The organism is Stenotrophomonas maltophilia (assembly GCF_039555535.1).
Classification (GTDB): Bacteria; Pseudomonadota; Gammaproteobacteria; order Xanthomonadales; family Xanthomonadaceae; genus Stenotrophomonas; species Stenotrophomonas maltophilia_Q.
Genome location: NZ_CP154630.1, coordinates 2,233,263 through 2,251,108, shown reverse-complemented (window position 1 = coordinate 2,251,108; position 17,846 = coordinate 2,233,263). Strand labels below are relative to the sequence as shown.

General features: G+C 67.3%; 18 protein-coding genes. 6 read left to right on the top strand and 12 right to left on the bottom strand.

Annotated features, from left to right (window positions below; all coding sequences use genetic code 11):
- Position 1 precedes the first annotated feature (1 nt).
- The 4 genes from AASM09_RS10395 to AASM09_RS10380 form a co-directional block, all read right to left on the bottom strand.
- On the bottom strand, positions 2-394 hold the full coding sequence (locus tag AASM09_RS10395; RefSeq protein ID WP_049427886.1) for a DUF3224 domain-containing protein: 393 nt from the start codon (positions 392-394) through the stop codon (positions 2-4).
- Positions 395-427: 33 nt separating this feature from the next.
- Positions 428-862: an EamA family transporter gene (locus tag AASM09_RS10390; RefSeq protein WP_049427888.1), complete on the bottom strand. Its 435-nt coding sequence runs from the start codon at positions 860-862 to the stop codon at positions 428-430.
- An 86-nt stretch (positions 863-948) separates the two neighbouring features.
- Positions 949-2,121, bottom strand: coding sequence for a low temperature requirement protein A (locus AASM09_RS10385; RefSeq protein ID WP_049427890.1), 1,173 nt, complete (start codon positions 2,119-2,121; stop codon positions 949-951).
- 9 nt (positions 2,122-2,130) lie between these two features.
- Positions 2,131-2,397: a hypothetical protein gene (locus AASM09_RS10380; RefSeq protein WP_049427891.1), complete on the bottom strand. Its 267-nt coding sequence runs from the start codon at positions 2,395-2,397 to the stop codon at positions 2,131-2,133.
- 201 nt (positions 2,398-2,598) lie between these two features.
- Between AASM09_RS10380 and AASM09_RS10375 the strand changes: the two genes are divergently transcribed.
- The 4 genes from AASM09_RS10375 to blaL1 all read left to right on the top strand — a co-directional run bounded on the left by AASM09_RS10375 (position 2,599) and on the right by blaL1 (position 7,434).
- Complete coding sequence (locus AASM09_RS10375) at positions 2,599-3,123, top strand: RNA polymerase sigma factor (protein WP_100443840.1); 525 nt, start codon at positions 2,599-2,601, stop codon at positions 3,121-3,123.
- Entirely contained in the window at positions 3,120-3,971 is an 852-nt protein-coding gene (locus tag AASM09_RS10370; protein WP_049427753.1) for a FecR family protein, read from the top strand. Before AASM09_RS10375 ends, AASM09_RS10370 begins: the two co-directional genes overlap by 4 nt.
- A 70-nt stretch (positions 3,972-4,041) precedes the next feature.
- Positions 4,042-6,465 carry a TonB-dependent receptor domain-containing protein gene (locus AASM09_RS10365; protein ID WP_049427755.1) on the top strand — a complete coding sequence of 808 codons (2,424 nt, stop codon included), beginning with the start codon at positions 4,042-4,044 and terminating at the stop codon, positions 6,463-6,465.
- A 96-nt stretch (positions 6,466-6,561) separates the two neighbouring features.
- Entirely contained in the window at positions 6,562-7,434 is an 873-nt protein-coding gene (gene blaL1, locus AASM09_RS10360) for a L1 family subclass B3 metallo-beta-lactamase (RefSeq protein WP_049427757.1), read from the top strand.
- Between the two features lie 118 nt (positions 7,435-7,552).
- Here the strand turns inward: blaL1 and AASM09_RS10355 are convergent, their stop codons facing one another.
- On the bottom strand, positions 7,553-8,092 hold the full coding sequence (locus tag AASM09_RS10355; protein ID WP_080354973.1) for a DUF411 domain-containing protein: 540 nt from the start codon (positions 8,090-8,092) through the stop codon (positions 7,553-7,555).
- A gap of 482 nt (positions 8,093-8,574) precedes the next feature.
- Complete coding sequence (locus tag AASM09_RS10350) at positions 8,575-10,860, bottom strand: FdhF/YdeP family oxidoreductase (protein WP_100443839.1); 2,286 nt, start codon at positions 10,858-10,860, stop codon at positions 8,575-8,577.
- Positions 10,861-11,104: 244 nt separating this feature from the next.
- Here AASM09_RS10350 and fdhD point away from each other — a divergent pair, with 244 nt between their 5' ends.
- Positions 11,105-11,944 carry a formate dehydrogenase accessory sulfurtransferase FdhD gene (gene fdhD, locus AASM09_RS10345; RefSeq protein WP_049426810.1) on the top strand — a complete coding sequence of 280 codons (840 nt, stop codon included), beginning with the start codon at positions 11,105-11,107 and terminating at the stop codon, positions 11,942-11,944.
- Between the two features lie 171 nt (positions 11,945-12,115).
- Here fdhD and AASM09_RS10340 read toward each other — a convergent pair whose 3' ends face one another.
- A complete protein-coding gene (locus tag AASM09_RS10340) occupies positions 12,116-12,652 on the bottom strand; it encodes a carboxymuconolactone decarboxylase family protein (RefSeq protein ID WP_049426811.1) in 537 nt (178 codons plus the stop codon).
- A gap of 106 nt (positions 12,653-12,758) precedes the next feature.
- Here AASM09_RS10340 and AASM09_RS10335 point away from each other — a divergent pair, with 106 nt between their 5' ends.
- Positions 12,759-13,640 (top strand): AraC family transcriptional regulator, encoded by an 882-nt coding sequence (locus tag AASM09_RS10335; protein WP_049426812.1) that lies wholly within the window; start codon positions 12,759-12,761, stop codon positions 13,638-13,640.
- 49 nt (positions 13,641-13,689) lie between these two features.
- Here AASM09_RS10335 and AASM09_RS10330 read toward each other — a convergent pair whose 3' ends face one another.
- From AASM09_RS10330 to AASM09_RS10310, 5 genes are all read right to left on the bottom strand, one after another.
- Entirely contained in the window at positions 13,690-14,250 is a 561-nt protein-coding gene (locus tag AASM09_RS10330; protein WP_049426813.1) for a TetR/AcrR family transcriptional regulator, read from the bottom strand.
- Positions 14,251-14,254: 4 nt separating this feature from the next.
- Positions 14,255-15,787 carry an MFS transporter gene (locus AASM09_RS10325; protein WP_049426814.1) on the bottom strand — a complete coding sequence of 511 codons (1,533 nt, stop codon included), beginning with the start codon at positions 15,785-15,787 and terminating at the stop codon, positions 14,255-14,257.
- Between the two features lie 150 nt (positions 15,788-15,937).
- Positions 15,938-16,684, bottom strand: a complete 747-nt coding sequence (locus AASM09_RS10320) for a hypothetical protein (RefSeq protein ID WP_049426815.1) — start codon at positions 16,682-16,684, stop codon at positions 15,938-15,940.
- Positions 16,684-17,304 carry a DUF3299 domain-containing protein gene (locus AASM09_RS10315; RefSeq protein WP_049426816.1) on the bottom strand — a complete coding sequence of 207 codons (621 nt, stop codon included), beginning with the start codon at positions 17,302-17,304 and terminating at the stop codon, positions 16,684-16,686. The genes AASM09_RS10320 and AASM09_RS10315 overlap by 1 nt, the downstream gene beginning before the upstream one ends.
- On the bottom strand, positions 17,294-17,845 hold the full coding sequence (locus AASM09_RS10310) for a DUF3299 domain-containing protein (protein WP_049426817.1): 552 nt from the start codon (positions 17,843-17,845) through the stop codon (positions 17,294-17,296). The genes AASM09_RS10315 and AASM09_RS10310 overlap by 11 nt, the downstream gene beginning before the upstream one ends.
- Between the last annotated feature and the right edge of the window lies 1 nt (position 17,846).

The window sequence follows — 17,846 nt, the reverse complement described above, 5'->3', positions numbered from 1 at the left end:
GCTATTCCGGTTCCGGCAATGCATAGGCGAACCGGTAGTCGTGGCGGCCTTCACTGATGGTGATCTCCAGTGTGCCGCTCAGGCCGAGCAACCCCTCACTGCCCGAGTCAGGCACCACCACCACGCTCAGCTCCGGCCTGCCACGGGTCATCAGGCCGTTGTGCTGCAGCGTGAAAGCACCCTGGCGTCCGGCCAGCGTGCCACTCACCCGCTCCATGGCCACGTAGCCGGCCGAGCCCTGTACCGGGCTGCGGAACGCCAGCATCTGGCCGACGCTGCTGCCCTGCAGGTCACCGTGGAAGACCTTGTCGATCGACATCACCCCGATCGGGCCGTCGTTGCCACCGATCGGCAGCAGGTTCACTTTAAAGGTTCCGTGCGCTTCGCCCTGCATCCTGCTCTCCCTCGTCGATGGGTTTGAACGCCGCTACTTCTTCGTCGCCAGCACGATCACCCCGGCCACCACCAGGCCGATCCCGCTCCATTCCCGCAGGGTCGGTCGTTCGCCCAGCAGCAGGTAGGCCAGCACGATCACCAGCACCACACTGAATTTGTCGACCACCGCGACCTTGGCCAGCTCACCACTTTGCAGCGCGCGGAAGTAGAACAGCCATGAAGCGCCGGTGGCCAGTGCAGACAGCACCAGGAACAACTGGGTGCGACCCGGCAACAGCAGCGGATTGGACCATTTGCCGGTAACCACCACCAACGGCAGGATCACCGCGGCCACCACCAGGGTGCGGATCGCCATGGCCAGGTCCGAGTCGACGCCCTTCACGCCCACCTTGGCGAACAACGCGGTCAGCGCGGCGAAGCACGCCGACAACCCGGCCCACACCAACCACTGCGGAACGTTCTGCATGCTGCGCCTCTCCCGGATCCATGCGTCCCGTTGCCAACGCTACACCCGTCGCACGCCTGCGCAAGCAATGCCGGGCAACGTGCGGATCAGGCGCTTTGTAGGCGGCGCTTCAACCGCGTGTCCATCAGTCCCACGGCCAGCAGCACCGCACTGGTCAGCCAGCCGGCAGCCAGCAGATGGGCCTGCGTCAGCGCGACGCCCAGCACGGCCAGCGCCACGGCACCGAACAGATGCGACCAGGGCGCACGCCCGTAGACCACCCGCTTGTACAAGGCGCTGCCCAGCAGGTAGATCAGCGGCCCAGCCACCAGCACCGTCGCATACACCGGCGTGACCGCCGCGCCCGGGTGATCCATCACCAGGTCATTGCCCACCGCTGTGGCGATGATGCCCGCGATCAGCAGTGCATGCACGTAGTGGAAGTTGGCGCCCATGCGCCCGGGGTCGGCCGCATGGGTGATCGCCTCGGTGGCGTCGCGGCTGGAGATGCCGAAGTACAGCCACCACATGGCGATGGTCCCGGCGAAGGTGGCCAACACCGCCGATACCACAGCGCTGCTCCAGTGCTCGATCTCGCTGAGTACGCCCCCCGTCGCCAACAGGGTCTCCCCCAGCGCGACGATGACGAACAACTGGCATCGCTCGGCCAGGTGCCCACCTTCGATGGTCCACTCACGGGTGTGCGAACGGCCCAGCCCCGGGAACGCAAAACCGAACATCGGCGAGACATACTCGCAGGCGACCGCCACCGCCCACAGCGCAAGTCGCGCATTGCCCTCGGTGGCCGCCCCGGCCAGCCAGAAGCACGCCGAGACGCTGACCCAGGCCAGCATCCGGCGGAAATTCGGCGCCAGCGGATGGCCGCGACCGACCTCCAGCAGCACGAACACGGTGCGCCCGACCTGCATCGTGGCGTAGGCCCCGGCAAACACCCAGGCGCGATCGGCAAAGGCCTCGGGGATGGACGAAGACATCAGCAGCGCCAGCAGCATGGTGACGAACAGCAGGCCACGGATGCGTGGCGCCTCCGGATCGAACCAGTTGCTGACCCAGCAGGCGTATTGCCAGCCCAGCCAGACAGCGAACCACAGCACCAGCGTCTGCATCACGCCGGCAAGGTCCAGGTGGTGCAGCAGATGATGGCTGAGCTGGGTAACCGCAAATACGTAGACGAGGTCGAAGAACAGCTCTTCGTAGGTCACGCGGGCGTGGTGGCCATCGCGCTGACGCAGGGCGGGCAGTCGCAGTCGTGTGCTCATGGCCATCCTTCAGCGCGCCAGGCGCCAGTACAGCAGGCCCGCCAGCAGTGCAGGCACGGCGAACACCAGCAGCAGGATCGGCAGTTCCTCCCGCACGGCGTAACCGGCCTTGCTCACGCCCACCCACATGTTGGCTACCGTCACCAGCAGCCAGGTGGCGATGAACGCGATCAGGGCCGTGGGCAGCAGCGACTGGCCTACGCTCCACAGCCGCCCGAACAGCAGGAACACGCCCAACAGCAGCACCCCACCCACCATCACCAGAAGCACGTGCATGGTCCATCTCCTTGAGCCCGCTGGCAGGCTAGCCGCCGCCGATTCTGCGCTCCAGCCGATGATCGTGGTTTCACCTTCCAGCCCCGACGAACAATCCCGACCCGCGTGCCACATGGCAAACGAGAACAGTTCCCATTAGTATTGCGTCATCGCGCAGGGATGCCCTCCCGCGCCCGCCCTTTGCTTCCACTGCCGGTCCGGATGCCCCGCCTGCCCTCTCCCTGCCCGCCTGCGCCGCCGTTGATGTCCTCGCTGGTGCGCCATTACGAGGAACTGGTGGAATATCTGCGCCGCCGTTTCCGCTCGCCGGGGCTGGCCCGTGAGGTGGTGCACGATGTCTGCGTGCGCCTGCTGGAGCGTCCGGTCGCGCATGACGCACGGCAACCGGTCGCGCTGCTGCGGCGGATCGCACACGATGCCGCGGTGGACCGCTGCCGCGCCGAGGATCTGCGCCGGCACTGGGTGGAGGGGCGTGCCAAGCTGCCCGATGACGCCTGCCCGCGCCCCGGGCCGGAGCAGCAGGCGCAGGGACAGCAGGCCATGCAGCGACTGGGCGCGACCATCGAACGCATGCCCTGCCGCCGCCAGCAGGTCTTCATCCTGCACAAGATCCATGAACTGCCACAGGCCGAGGTCGCCCGGCGCATGGGCATCGGCCTCAAGGCGGTGGAGCGCCACCTGCGCCTGGCCATGGCCGATTGCCACCTGTCGGCTGGCCTGCGATGAGTCCACAGCCGCCGCCGTCCACACCGCAACCGCCGATCCAACCCGCCACCACCGACCAGGTGCTGGACCAGCATCGCGACGCCCTGAAGGAACGCTTCCCCATGCCCAGCGCGGATGCCCTGCAGCGTCGTCGCGGTGGGCGTGCGGCGAAGATCGTCCTGCCGCTGCTGCTGATCGCGGCCACCGGCGTGTTCATTGCCGACCCGGCATGGCAGGTGCACGACTATCGGACTGTGGTGGGCGAACGCCGCGACATCCGCCTGCCCGATGGCAGCCATCTCCTGCTCGACGCCGGTACCCATCTGCAGGTTCGCAGGCACATTCGCTCGCGACAGGTAGTGCTGGTGCAGGGCCAGGCCCGTTTCCAGGTGCAGCACTCGAGCTGGCGCCCGTTCGAGGTCGAGGCCGGGCCGGTGCGGGTGCGCAACTACGGCACGGTGTTCGACGTGGACCGGCAGGGCAACCTCAGCGAGGTCACCCTGTGGCGCGGCGAGGTGGGCGTGCGCGTGGATGGCCGGGGCGCCGAGCAGCGCCTGAAGCCGGGGCAGCGCATGCTGGCCCAGCCGGGATCGTTGTCGCCACCCGAACCGGTCAGCCCGGACCGGGCCGACTGGACCCATGGCCGCCTGCAGTTCGATCGCCTGCCGCTGGCCGAAGTGCTGCGCATCCTGCAGCGGTATCACGACCGCCCGATCGTGCTGGATGACCCGCAGCTGGGACCATTACGGGTCTCGGGCGTGTTCGATGCCGATCACGCCGAGACCGCTGTTGCACTGTTGCCGGAGATCCTGCCGGTGCAGGTGCACACGGCCAGCGATGGCAGCCTGCATCTGCGCGCACGCGATTGATTGCGCACGCGAGGGTGGGTTGCACGTCGTCCCATCCGGCAGCTGCCTGAACCCCTCCGAAGGACCCTGCATGACCCGCCCTGTCCCACCTGCCGCCCTGCGCCGGCTGGCCCCTGCCCTGCTCGCCGCCTGCCTGTGCACGGCCCTGCCTACCATGGCGCAGAGCGCTGCATCCGCGCTCGTCGAGCTTCACCTGCCCGCCGGCCCGCTGCATGCGTCGCTCAATGCGCTCGCGCGCCAGAGTGGCATCCAGCTGTTGTTCGCCGCCGACAGTGTGAGTGGCCGCAGCGCGCCGGCACTGGATGGGCGCTATGCACCGCGCGATGCGCTGCAACGCCTGTTGCAGGGCCACGACCTGACCCTGCAGGAACGCGTCCCCGGGGTATTCGTGGTCAGTGCAACTGCCGCACAGACCAAGGCCAGGCCCGACGCAACGATACGCCCCGCCGCACCGGCCAATCCGACCTCGCTGGCCCGTGTCACGGTCTCGGCCTCGACCGCTCGCATGCCGCAGGGCGAGACGGCGATGCCCAACACCATCACGGTGCTGACCCGCGAGGACATCGCCCAGCAGCTGGCATTGGGTTCGGATGTGTCGCGGGTGCTCTCGTCACAGATCCCGGCGTTTGCCCCGGCGCGCGAGAAGATGTCCAACTACGGCGAAACCATGCGTGGCCGCGGCATCCTCTACATGGTCGACGGCGTGCCACAGTCCACCCCCCTGCGTGACGGCTCACGGGATTCGCACACCATCGACCCGGCGATGATCGAGCGCATCGAGGTCATCCACGGCGCCAACGCGCTGCAGGGCATCGGCGGTACCGGTGGCATCGTCAACATCATCACCCGCAGCGCGCCCAGCGAGCCGGGTGCCTTCCTGCTCGACACCAATGTCAGCTACAGCTCCGCCCTGCCCAGCCGCCACGACGACAATGGCCAGCGCGGCTCGGCCCTGGTGGGCGTGCGCGGCGAACAGTTCGACCTGGTTGCCGGCCTGGCCTATGAGAAGCAGGGCCTGTACCACGACGGCGAGGGCCGATCGATCGGCACCAACGCGCAGGGCGAGCTGATGGACTCGACCTCATCGAACGTGTTCGCCAAGCTGGGCTGGAACATTGCCGAAGGCCAGCGCCTGCAGGTGATGGCCAACCGCTACGAGCTGCGCGGGCTGGACAACTACTTCGCGGTGAATGGCGATTTCCGCACCGGCCGCCCGACGATTTCGGTGCGCGGTGACACGCCGCTGGACCCACCGATGAACCGCTCGCGCTCGCTGACCGTGGACTACAGCGCCGCAGACCTGCTCGGTGGCCGCTTCCAGGCGCAGGCGTTCGCGGTCGACTTCGAGGGACGCTATGGCGCCAGCCAGTGGGACCCGTGGGGCAATACCGGTGCCAATGCCGCCTGGGACCAGACCCAGAACGAATCGGACAAGCGCGGCTTCAAGCTGACCCAGAGCTGGAGCCGCATCGCCGATACCACGCTGGATGTGACCTTGGGCCTGGACGGCCTGCGTGACCGCACCCACCAGGTGCTGCTGGCCAGCGGCATGAACTGGGTACCGCTGACTACCTACCAGAGCCTGTCGCCGCTGCTGCAGCTGCACTGGTGGCCAACCGACCACCTGATGCTGTCCGGCGGCCTGCGCTACGAAAAGGGTGAGCTGGAGGTGGGCGACTACACCACCCTGCCCCGCTATGGCGCGCGCAAGGTGACCGGCGGCAAGCCGACCATGAGCGAAACCCTGCCCAACTTCGGCGCGGTCTGGTACATCAACGATCGTCTCAACGCCTATGCCTCCTACTCGGAGGGATACACCGTGGCCGACGTCGGCCGCGTGCTGCGCGCGATCAACCGCGACGGCCAGCGCGTCGAGAGCCTCATCGACCTGTCGCCGGTGGTGTCGGACAACCGCGAGATCGGCCTGGAGTATGACGATGGCCGCTTCAGCAGTGACATCGCCTACTACACCTCCGAATCGAAGCTGGGTTCGGTGCTGGTCTATGACCCGGGCATCGATGCTTACGCAGTGCAGCGCCAGGCGACCCGCGTGGAGGGCTTTGAAAGCAACCTGCGGTTGCGGCTTGGCGACAGCCGGCTCGGCCTGGGCTATGCCCGTGCCAACGGCCGCTACGACGCCGACATCGACGGTCGCCTCGACAGCGACCTGGCCGGCGTCAACATCGCACCGAACCGGCTGACCGCGTTCTGGGAACAGGGCTGGACGCCGCAGTTCAGCACCCGCCTGCAGGCCAGCCATGCCTTCGACCGCGATTTCGACCTGCGCGGCGCACGAGTGGCAGAGTTCAAGGGTTACACCATGGTGGACCTGGTCGCGCGCTACACGCTGGGCAAGCACGCGCTCACGCTGGGCGTGCAGAACCTGGCGGACAAGCAGTACATCAGCTACTACTCGCAGACCACGCCGTCGAACCCAAGTTATTTCTCCGGCCGCGGCCGGGTGCTGACGCTGGGCTGGCAGTACCGCTACTGAGCCATCGGCGCCCTTATGGGAGTCATGAAATCTATGCGAGACGCGCTGAAGGAGGCCCATGCTAGTTTCTGGGCCTCCTTCAAACGGACGTGAACCATGCGTTGTTCCCTGCTCACCTTCGCCCTTGCTGCCGCGCTCCCATTCGCCCAGGCGCATGCCGCCGAAGCGCCGCTACCGCAGTTGCGCGCCTACACCGTAGATGCCTCCTGGCTGCAGCCAATGGCACCATTGCAGATTGCCGACCACACCTGGCAGATCGGCACGCAGGAGCTGACCGCCCTGCTGGTGCAGACCGCCGAGGGCGCAGTGCTGCTGGATGGCGGCATGCCACAGATGGCCGGTCACCTGCTGGACAACATGAAGGCACGCGGGGTGGCACCGCAGGATCTGCGGCTGATCCTGCTCAGTCATGCGCATGCCGATCACGCCGGGCCGGTGGCGGAACTGAAGCGCCGTACCGGCGCGAAAGTGGTGGCCAACGCCGAATCGGCCGTGCTGCTGGCGCGTGGTGGCAGCGACGACCTGCACTTTGGCGACGGCATCACCTATCCGCCGGCCAGCGCCGACCGCATCATCATGGATGGCGAAGTGGTCTCCATCGGCGGCATCGACTTCACCGCTCACTTCATGCCGGGGCACACGCCGGGAAGCACTGCGTGGACCTGGACCGATACCCGCGATGGCAAGCCAGTGCGCATCGCCTACGCCGACAGCTTGAGCGCGCCGGGTTACCAGCTCAAGGACAACCCCCGCTATCCGCGCTTGATCGAAGACTACAAGCGCACCTTCGCCACGGTGCGCGGCCTTCCCTGCGACCTGCTGCTGACCCCGCATCCGGGTGCCAGCAACTGGAGCTATGCCGCCGGCAGCAAGGCCAGTGCCAACGCACTGACCTGCAAGGCTTACGCGGATGCCGCCGAAAAGAAGTTCGAGGCGCAGCTGGCCAAGGAATCTGCGGCACACCGCTGATCCTGTAGAGCCGAGCCCATGCTCGGCTTGCCGGAAGAAAACAGCCGAGCGTGGGCTCGGCTCTACACAGGCCGCGTAGGATGGTGCCGATCAGGCCGACCGGCACCGCCACTGGGTGTCAGCCGCCCTGCCCATGCTGGGCAAACGGCTCGGTACTGCCGTCGGCGCGCACCAGTTCGACGGTGTACGGCTGCACGTAGCCATCGGGCATTTCCATGCCTGGCGAACCGGCCGGCATGCCGGGCAGCACCAGGCCACGCGCCGTGGGACGCTCCGCCAGCAGGCGCTTGATGTCCTCCGCCGGGATGTGGCCCTCGACCACATACCCGCCGATCTCGGCGGTATGGCAGGACGCCTTGCCGACCGGTACACCCAGGCGGACCTTGATCGGGTTCATGTCGTCGGTGTCACGCACATCCACCTGGAAGCCGGCGGCCTTCAGGTGATCGACCCAGATTCCGCAGCAACCGCAGCTGGCGGTCTTGTGCACGATGGCCACCGGCAAGGCCGGATCGATCTTGGCCGGGCTGACCTGGGCCGGCACCGCCGGTGCTTCGCTGGCAACCGGCGTGGCAGGCGATTCTTCGGCGGCACGCGCGCAGGCAGCCGTGGCCAGTACGGTGCCCAGCAGCAGGCCAAGAGAGAGAATACGGTTCATTGAGTGATTCCTTTGCAGATGCGGGCAACGCGGCCCGCTGCCTGCGCATCGAAGGCACAGGCAGAGTCGAGAATGAGTCGAGCAGCAATGGCAGGCACTTGATGCCTGCAGGGAATCACACGATGGGAGGCCGTAGCGGATCCGGCAACGGCGGCGGTGCGCATTGCTGAGCGCTGGCTGGCAAAGGCGCCTCCCGCCATGGCGAGGCGGGCGTTCCGCCCAGGGAGGCCAGCATGCCGAGGCTGGCCGGCGGGCATTCGCACTCACCGCCCTGGCAGGCTGCCGGGGCTGCATCATCGCAGCAGCCTGCTGCAGCCATCGCGGCCGGGTGCGGTGCTGTGCACTGGTCCTGGCTGGCCGGCCCGCTGTACGAAGTTGCAGCAAGCGCCAGCGCCGGTGCATTCAGCACCAGGGCAACGAGCAGCATCCATCGCAGCAGCAAGCCAGGCAGGTTCACATGCGGATGATAGCCGATGCGCGCCTCACGCAATCGCCGCCGCCATCGCACTCATCCGCACCGGGATCGACTTGGCTGCGGGCGTGCCGCTGATGCGGTCGTAGTAGTCCAGCGGCAGCAATGGGTTCAGTTCGGGGTAGTAGCCGGCCAGCGCGCCGCGCGGCATCGGGTAGTCCAGTACGGTCAGGCCCTCGATGCGCCGCTGCACGCCATCGCCGCTGATCGTCTCCAGGCTGACCAGCGCCTCTTTCTCCAGGCCTCGTGCCAGCCGGTCCTCGATGTTCATGAACAGCACCATACGATCGTTGTACACGCCACGATAGCGGTCGTTGTAGCTGTAGATGGTGGTGTTGTACTGGTCGTGCGAACGGACAGTGGCCAGGCGCAGCATGTCCGGGTCGTGCACGGGATCGTCCACGTCCAGGCCGGGCATCACCAGGATGTTGGCCTTGCCATTGGGTGTGGGCCATGCGCGGCGGCGCGGCGGGATGTCCAGGTGGAAACCATGCGGCTGCTGGATGCGCTCGTTGAAGCCGGTGTAGATCTCCGGGTATACAGCAGCGATCAGATCACGGATGGGGCCGTAGTCGTGCATGCAGCGTACCCAGTCGACCCTGCTGTGCGGCAGGGTTGCCATCGCCATGCGGCAGACGATCTCGACCTCGGGCAACACGTCGGCGCTGGCAGGCTCCAGCACGCCGCGCGACGCTGTCACATTCGACATCGCATCTTCGATGGTGACGAACTGCTCGCCGGCCGGCGTGACGATGCGCTCCGAGCGCGCCACCACTGGCAGGATCAGCGCATCGCGACCATGCACCAGGTGGCCACGGTTGAGCTTGGTGGCGATGCCCACGGTCAGCTCAAGGCCGCGCATGGCCTCGTACGCGCGCGGCGTATCAGGCACGGCATGGATGAAGTTGCCGCCCAGGCCGATGAATACCTTGGCGCTGCCATCCAGCATCGCCTCGATCGACTCGACCACGTGGTGCCCGTGCTCGCGCGGCGGATCGAAGCCGAACACCTGCTGCACGCGGTCCAGATAGGCCGGCTTGGGCTTCTCGTCAATACCGACGGTACGGTCGCCCTGCACATTGGAATGGCCGCGGATCGGCCCGATGCCAGCACCGGGCTTGCCGAAGTTGCCCCGCAGCAACAGCAGGTTGGCCACCTGCTGCAGCAGGCGCGAGCCGTACTGGTGCTGGGTCAGCCCCATGCCGTAGCAGATCACGGTGGCATTGGAGCGGATGTAGATCTCCGCACAGCGACGGATCTGCGCCTGTGTGATGCCGGAGACCCGCACGATCTCGTCCCAGTCCTGCGCCATCACGTCCTCGCGCAGCGCCTCCAGGCCCACCGTGTGTTCGGCCAGGAAATCATGGTCGAGCACGCGCTCGCCCTGCGCCTCGCGCTCGAACATCACCTTCATCATGCCCTTGATCAGCGCCAGGTCGCCGCCGATGCGGATGTGCACGAACTCGCTGGTGATCTCGGTCGAACCGAATGTGGCCATCTGCACCACGTCCTGCGGCTCGGCGAAGCGGATCAGCGCACGCTCGGGCATCGGGTTGACCGCCACGATCGGAATGCCGCGTTTGCGCGCCTCAACCAGGTTGCTCATCATCCGCGGCGAGTTGGTGCCGGTGTTCTGGCCGATCACGAAGATCGCCTCGGCGTGCTCGAAGTCCTGCAGAACAATGGTGCCCTTGCCCACCCCGATGGCCGGCGGCAGGCCGCGGCTGGTCGGCTCGTGGCACATGTTCGAGCAGTCCGGGAAGTTGTTGGTGCCGAACTCGCGTACGAAGATCGAATAGAGGAAGGCGGCTTCGTTGGGCGTGCGCCCAGAGGTGTAGAACTCGGCCTGGTGCGGGCTGTCCAGCGCCTGCAGATGGCGGCCGATCAGCGCGAAGGCATCGTCCCAGCTGCACGGCACATAGTGGTCGGTCGCCGCGTCGTAGCGCATCGGCTCGGTCAGCCGGCCCTGCATCTCCAGCCAGTAGTCGGTCTGCGCCATCAGTTCGGCAACGGTGTGCTGCGCGAACAGCTCACGGCCGGCGCGGAACTGGGTGGCCTCCCAGGCCAGCGCCTTGGCACCGTTTTCGCAGAACTCCAGCTTCTTGCGTTCGTCGGCATCGGGGAACGCGCAGCTGGGGCATTTGAAGCCACCGGGCTGGTTCATCGCCAGCAGCGCCTTCGAGCCTTTGCCGATCACGCTCTGCTGCAGCAGCACCTTGGCGGTGGCGCCGGCGGCACCCCAGCCACCGGCGGGCTGGTTGTAGGGCTTGTAACGCGGCGGTTTCTGCTCGGACATGTTCGGGAACCTGGCGGGAGGAACGCAGCAACAATCGGCACAACGCGGTCCGGCGGCGCGTTCGATGGCACGGCCAGCCCCACAGTCAAGCACGGCCCACGCCGCTTCGCCAGTGGGTGCACGCTGTTTTCAGCGCAGCCTGCCATGACAACGGTTACACCTGCGTCAGCGCGTGGCCGCTGCGCTATTCTCGATGCCGTGGGTGGTCCACCACCTGCGTATCTCCCTTGTCCGGACGCGCTGCATGCCTGATTCGCCCACATCGCACACCCCGCCTGCCGGCACGGCCCAGCGCCCGTTGCAGCGCTGGCGCAGCGAGGGGCAACAGCCGCTGGTCGATGTGGTGGCCGAAGAAGTGCCGGTGGCGCTGCGTTACAACGGCGCCGCCTTCGCAGTGATGATGGCCACGCCCTGCGACCTGGAGGACTTCGCGCTGGGGTTCTCGCTCAGCGAGGGTCTGATCGCTACGCCCTCGCAGCTGCTGTCGATCGACATCCACCCGCAACTGGAGGGCATCGAACTGCAGATGGCGGTGACCGGCGATGCGCCCGGCGCCGGCCTGGATCCGGCAAATGGGCGCCTGCTGCCCGGCCGCGGCGGCTGTGGCCTGTGCGGTTCGCGCCAACTGGAAGAGGTGCTGCGGCCACTGCCCGAGGTGCGTGAGCGCCGGACCTATTCACCGGCAGCCCTGCAACGGGCGCTGGCCACGCTGGTGCAGCATCAGCCGATGAATGCGGTGAGTGGCTCGACCCACGCCGCGGCCTGGGCCGATGCCAGCGGCCGCATCGGTTGGGTGCGCGAGGATGTCGGTCGCCACAACGCGCTGGACAAGCTGATCGGCGCCTTGCATCACAACGAACACACGATCGAGGGCGGCCTGCTGGTGATTTCCAGCCGGGCCAGTTACGAGATGGTCAGCAAGGCCGTGCGGGCCGGTGCCAGCGTGCTGGCGGCAGTCTCGGCACCGACCGCGCTGGCGATCGACCTGGCCCGTGGTGCAGGCCTGTGCCTGGTCGGGTTCGCACGGGAAAGCGGGTTCAATGTGTATACCCATCCCGAGCGACTGCAGGCAAACGACAAGTAGCATCGACTGGGTAGAATCGACCGGGTAGGGTCGACTGTCAGTCGACTGCTCTTCGTTCAGACCCGCGAAAACCCCGCGCTGCGCGCGATGGTCGACTGACAGTCGACTCTACCCGGCCGGCTCCATTCAGACCGGCCCCGGCGACCACTGCCGCCCGGGCCGAACCGAATCTCAGCGCAACGCCACCTTCGGGAAGTCCACCGGCACGTCGAATGCTACGTTGACGTAATTGGTAAACAGGTTGAGCGCCACGTGGGCGAGAATCTCGACGATCTGCTCGTCGTCGAAGCCGGCCGTCCGCAGCGCCTGCACATCGCCATCGGTGATCCGCGCACGCTGCTCGACCACCTTCAGCGCGAAGTCCAGCGCAGCTGCGGTAACCGGATCGCTGGACTGGCCGATCTGCGCGGCGGCCATCTGCTCGCTGCTGGCACCGGCCTTGCGGCCCAGCGCGGTGTGCGCCGCCAGGCAGTACTCGCAGGCATTGCGATTGGCGATGGCCACAGCGATCTGCTCGCCCAGCAGCGGTGACAGGCGACCGCCGCCCAGCGCACCGAACGAACCCCACATGCTCTGCAGAGCGGCAGGGGAATTGGCAACGGCGCGGAACATTGCCGGGGTGGCGCCGAAAGCGGCGTGGACCTGGCCCAGCAGGGCCTGGCGGTTGGCGGTGGTGTTGGCGGCATCGATCAGGGGGACACGGGACATGGTGGATTTCCTTGGGAAAGCGCCCGGGATTGGACGACCCGCTCATCCTAGGTAGACTCGCCGGACGAATCAGGCTAAATCAGCCAAACCTGTTGTCCATTCATCCATGAGCACGCCCGCCGACACCTCCCCACCCGACCGCCTCTCCTCCCTGCTGGAGCGCTTCCGGGTGCAGGCCGCGCTGTTCCACAGCGGTCCGCTGTGCGGGCGCCATGTCTTCGAGCCGCAGCCCGGTCGTGCCTTCCTGCACATCCTGCGCCAGGGTGAAATGGAGGTCCGCCATCCCGGCGGCGATATCGCGCTGCCCCGGTTGAAGATCGACACACCCAGCCTGCTGTTGTATCCGCAGCCGCTGCACCACGTGTTCTTCAACGCACCGCTGGATGGCCCGGATTTCACCTGCGCCACGCTGGATTTCGATGGCGGTGCGCGCAATCCGATCGTGCAGTCGCTGCCACCGGTGATTGTGGTGCCGCTGGCGGCCATCGGCGAACTGGATGACACCCTGCAGCTGCTGTTTGCCGAGGCCGATCGCCAGCGCTGCGGTTCCCGGCTGCTGACCAATCGCCTGTTCGAGGTGGCGCTGATCCAGATCCTGCGCTGGGTGGTCGATCACCCGGATGCAGCAGGCGTCAGCCATGGGCTGATGCGCGGCCTGTCCGATGCACGGCTGGCACGCACACTAGTGGCGATGCACCAGGCGCCGCAGGACGAATGGACGCTGCCGCGCATGGCCGCGACCGCCGGCATGTCGCGCAGTGCGTTCGCAGCGGTGTTCAAGGACGTGATGCAGGCCACGCCGGCCAGCTACCTGCTGGACTGGCGGCTGAGTCTGGCCTGCGCGCAGCTGCGGGCCGGCATGGCGGTCAAGCAGGTGGCGATCGAGGTGGGGTTTGCCGATACCGCCTCGCTGTCGAAGGCGTTCCGCAAGCGGTTGGGGGCCTCGCCGCGGGCGTGGTTGGCCGCGAGCGTAGCGCCGGCTGGGTAGCGCGGGGGTTTCGTTGCCTGACCGAAGAGCAGTCGAGCATGGCTCGACTCTACAAGTGCGGCGACCCATCAGACTTCGCCAGCAACCCGGCGATGCGCTCGGCAACCTGGGCGCGCACATCTTCATCCAGCTGCCCTTCGTACATCGCCTCATAGATCCACAGGCCATCAGCCGCCAAGCGCGCCACGAAATTGTCGAGCGTCGTCGGGTCGACATTCCCGGCCTCCGGCGCGGACGGTGCCCAGCGCTGGACCGCCGGGCCCCACGGACGCTCGCCCGCTTCAGGGTCGGCCGATTCCAGCATGAACATCAGCTCGGCACGGGTGGCGCTCTGGGCCGACACGCGCACGAAGGTCTGGTAACGCTCCAGCGCAGTGGCCTGCTCGGCAGTCTTGCCCAACAGCGTTTCCATCGACGTCTCCCAGGCCTGCACCAGATGCTCGTCGATGCCGCGCAGCAGCGCCTCGCGCGACGGGAAGTGATACAGCAGGCCACCACGGGTCAGCTTGGCCTCGGCCGCCACCGACTCGAAGGTCACCGCACGCACGCCGTCACGATTGATCACGTTGACGGCGGCGTCGAGGATGCGGTCGCGCTTGCTGGTTCTCATCGCGTCATTTTACGCGATCGGCCGCGCCCTCGCGGCTGCCAACGCGGCCGCGCAGCAGGCGCGCCAGGATCGTCGCGCCAAGCGCCAGCACCGCCGTGATCACCAGCAGCACGATCTGGTAGCCACGGTCATACGCCGCCGCAGCCAATGCGAACCACTCGCCCTGCCCGCTCTCGCGCGCGGCATGCAGCGCCTGGGTGAAGCCTTCCCGGGCAAGTACAGGCATGTCGGCCGAGACCGGCAGGAATGCGCTGTACATCGCGGCGCTCAGGCTGCCCAGCATCGCCACCGCCAGCAGGCCGCCGAACTCATAGGACACCTCTTCCACCGACGAGGCCATGCCTGCCCGGTGTGCCGGCACATTGTTGAGGATGGCGGTGGACGCCACCGAGATGGCCGAACCCATGCCGAAACCGGTGATCGCCATGCCTGCCACCACCCAGCCGAGCCCGTGCGGGAAGCCGAACGCCACCACGCCGACACCCAGCGCACCCGCAGCCAGGCCGCCGCAGATCAACGGACGCAGGCCGACCCGATGCAGGATGCTGCCGCCCAGCAGCGCACTGGGCAGGCTGCCCAGTGCTGCCACCGATACCAGCAGCCCCGCCTGCAGCGGCGTAAAGCCCGCCACCAGCTGGAAGCGCTGGGTGGTGACCAGCTGCAGGCCGGCCATCGCGAACAGGGTGAATACCGCCGACAACGTGCCGGCCAGGAACGCCGGGTTGCGGAAGATCGCGAAGTCCAGCAGCGGATACGGCAGCTGTTGTTGGCGACGAGCGAACGCCGCGCCGGTCACCATGGCCAACAGCAGCGCACCAGCGCCCAGTCCATACGATGGCGGCGTGGCGATCAGCGACTTGATCGCCAGCACGAGGCCGGAAAGAGCGGCCAATGCCAGCAGCGACGAAACCAGGTCCCAGGGCCGCGAGGTGTCACGCTGGCCTTCCGGCGCCAGCAGCAGCGTGGCCACGAAGGCGACCACCACCACCGGCACGTTGATCAGGAACACCGAGCCCCACCAGAAATGCTGCAGCAACCAGCCGCCGATGATCGGGCCAAGCGCCGCGCCGACGATGGCCACCGAGCCCCAGATCGCAATGGCGATGTTGCGCTCGCGCTCCTCATGGAAGCTCAGGCCGATCAGCGCCAGCGTGGCCGGCATCATTGCTGCCGCGCCGACCGCCAGGAACGCGCGTGCGGCAATCAGCTGCGCTGCGGTGTCGGCGAACGCCGCCGCCAGCGAGGCCACGCCGAACACCACCAGGCCGATCAGGAACATGCGGCGGTGGCCGATGCGGTCGCCCAGCGTACCCGCACCCAGCAGCAGGCCGGCCATCACCAGCGGATAGGCGTTGATGATCCACAGCGCCTGGCCGGCACTGGCCGAGAGTTCTTCGGTCAGCGTGGGCAGTGCGGTGTAGAGCACGGAGTTGTCCAGCGTGACCAGCAACAGGCCGGCAGCGACGGTGAACAACAGTGCCCAGCGACGGGCACGCGACAGGGCCGGAGCACCGGCCAAAGGCTGGGACAGAGCCATGGGACAACCTGATGGGGTGAAGTACGGCCATAACTATACCGGATGTCCTGTATAGTTATGGCTGTCCGGACAGCAATTCAGGTTGCCCGGCGGGAAATGTTCATCTTCCCGCGTACGTCTCGCCGGGCCACGCTCTGCGGAATGGAACCTTCATTGGCAGTCCTGCGGCAACGCGGCGATCGCCGATACCACCGCCCCCTGCATGCCCTGCCCCACGGCCATGTCCAGCTCCCCACCAGTCCCCCCATGCTGGCGCCGCAGCTCGTCTTCGCATAGCCCGCGCACCCGCGAACGCGCATTCGCCCGCAGGCTGCTGCAACGCCAGTCGGCACCACCCAGCGGCAGCACCGAGTACACCACGCTGTTGCAGGCGTTGCCGGCGCGCTGCTGCAACGACAGCCCACCGAAATCGCGTGGCTCGCTGCTGCGCTGCGGGTCGAAATAGCTGTCGGGGAAGGTGCGCGCGTACTGCTCGATGTCCACCGCCATGCTCCGTCCACCACCCAATGGCATCTGCAGCGGCTGGCCGCACTGCGTGGCATCGGCGCGATGCTGGATGTACTGGTAGATCGGCCGGTCCAGCGATGGATCCTGCTGGGTCACCGCGCTGACCGCCGCCAGCACCGGCAGTGATGCACGATTGGCCATGCGCGCCAGCAATCCCGCCTGCGCCGGCTGGCAGCGATCACGCAGGGTTGCCGCGAGCAGGAACAGCACGTCGTTGCGGAATGCATTGTCGTCACCCAGGTACTGTTCGATGCGCTGGCTGGCATCCGGCGCGGGTGCCGGAAACGCCACCGCCGGCGGCGCGGTGGGTGCAGACTGCCGTTGCCACCACATCAGCAGCGCGAGCGCCGCCAGCAGTCCCCCGGCAGCAATGATCCAGCGCCTGCGCATCAGTTGTGGATCGCCGTGAGCGTGGCCGCCGCCACATCGTAGGACGCGCTGGCGATATCCGCATCGAAACGCTTCACCTGCAGGCGGCCGGCAAGCCGGTACGGATCCCACAGGTCGCCCAGCGCGATCGGTGTCGCCAGGGTCACATGGATGATCTGGTTCGGCGGTGGTGGCGGCACGTGGATGCACGCCCCATAGAACGGCACGAACAGCAGTTCATCGACCAGGCCGGCATCGTTGGTGCCGAGCGGTACCATGTAACCGTCCAGGTCCACTGCGCGGCCGTCTACGGCATCGACCACACGCGAAGAGCCGAACTGCTTGGCGCGATCCGGGCTGGAATGGTCGATCTCCTGCCCCGGTGGCGTGCCGGAGCCAGTGTCGTCGATCAGGCCGCCCACGCCGTCCATGCCATCGCGTGACAGGCCGATCTGCGGCGGCGGGCGCTGGTAGGTGACTTCGTCGGGCCGCAGTGCATCCCAGCGGTCGACGGGCGCTTCGGCCATGGCCAAGGGTGCCGGCTTGTCCTGCGGCGTGGCCACCACGGCATCGCTGCCCGGCGACGTGCAGCCCGCCAACCACAGGCATCCCAGCAGGAGCAGCAGGTGGCTACGGTTCATAGGGCCTCAGCTGTGCGTCACGCATGGTGTAGGCCGAACCAGCCAGATCGTCATCCAACCGTTCGGCACGCAGGGTGCCGGCCAGGAAAAATGGCGAGTACATGTCCGGCATCTCGATCGGCCGGGGCAGCACCACGTGCACGATCTGGTTCGGTGGTGGTGGTGGCACGTGGATGCAGGCACCGTAGTACGGCACGAACAGGAATTCGGTCAGCCGCCCGTCCTGCGCGTTGGCCAGCGGTACCACGTAGCCCGGCAGGCGCACCGGTCGCTGCAGCACCGTCTCCACCGTACGGAACGTACCGAACTGCGGCATGCGCCGGTTGCCGTTGTGCTCGACCTCCGGGCCCTCGCCCCGCTCCAGCGCGGCCAGCTCGTCCTTGGGCATCATCTGCAGCCAGTCCAGTTCCTGCTCTGCCGCATTCGCAGGGTCGGCGCGGTCGACCACCGGCGAGGGAGGCAATGCCTGCACACCGGTATCCACCGGCCGCTCGCAGGCGGCCAGCGCCAACAGCATCGGCAATGCCTGCATCCAGCGCATG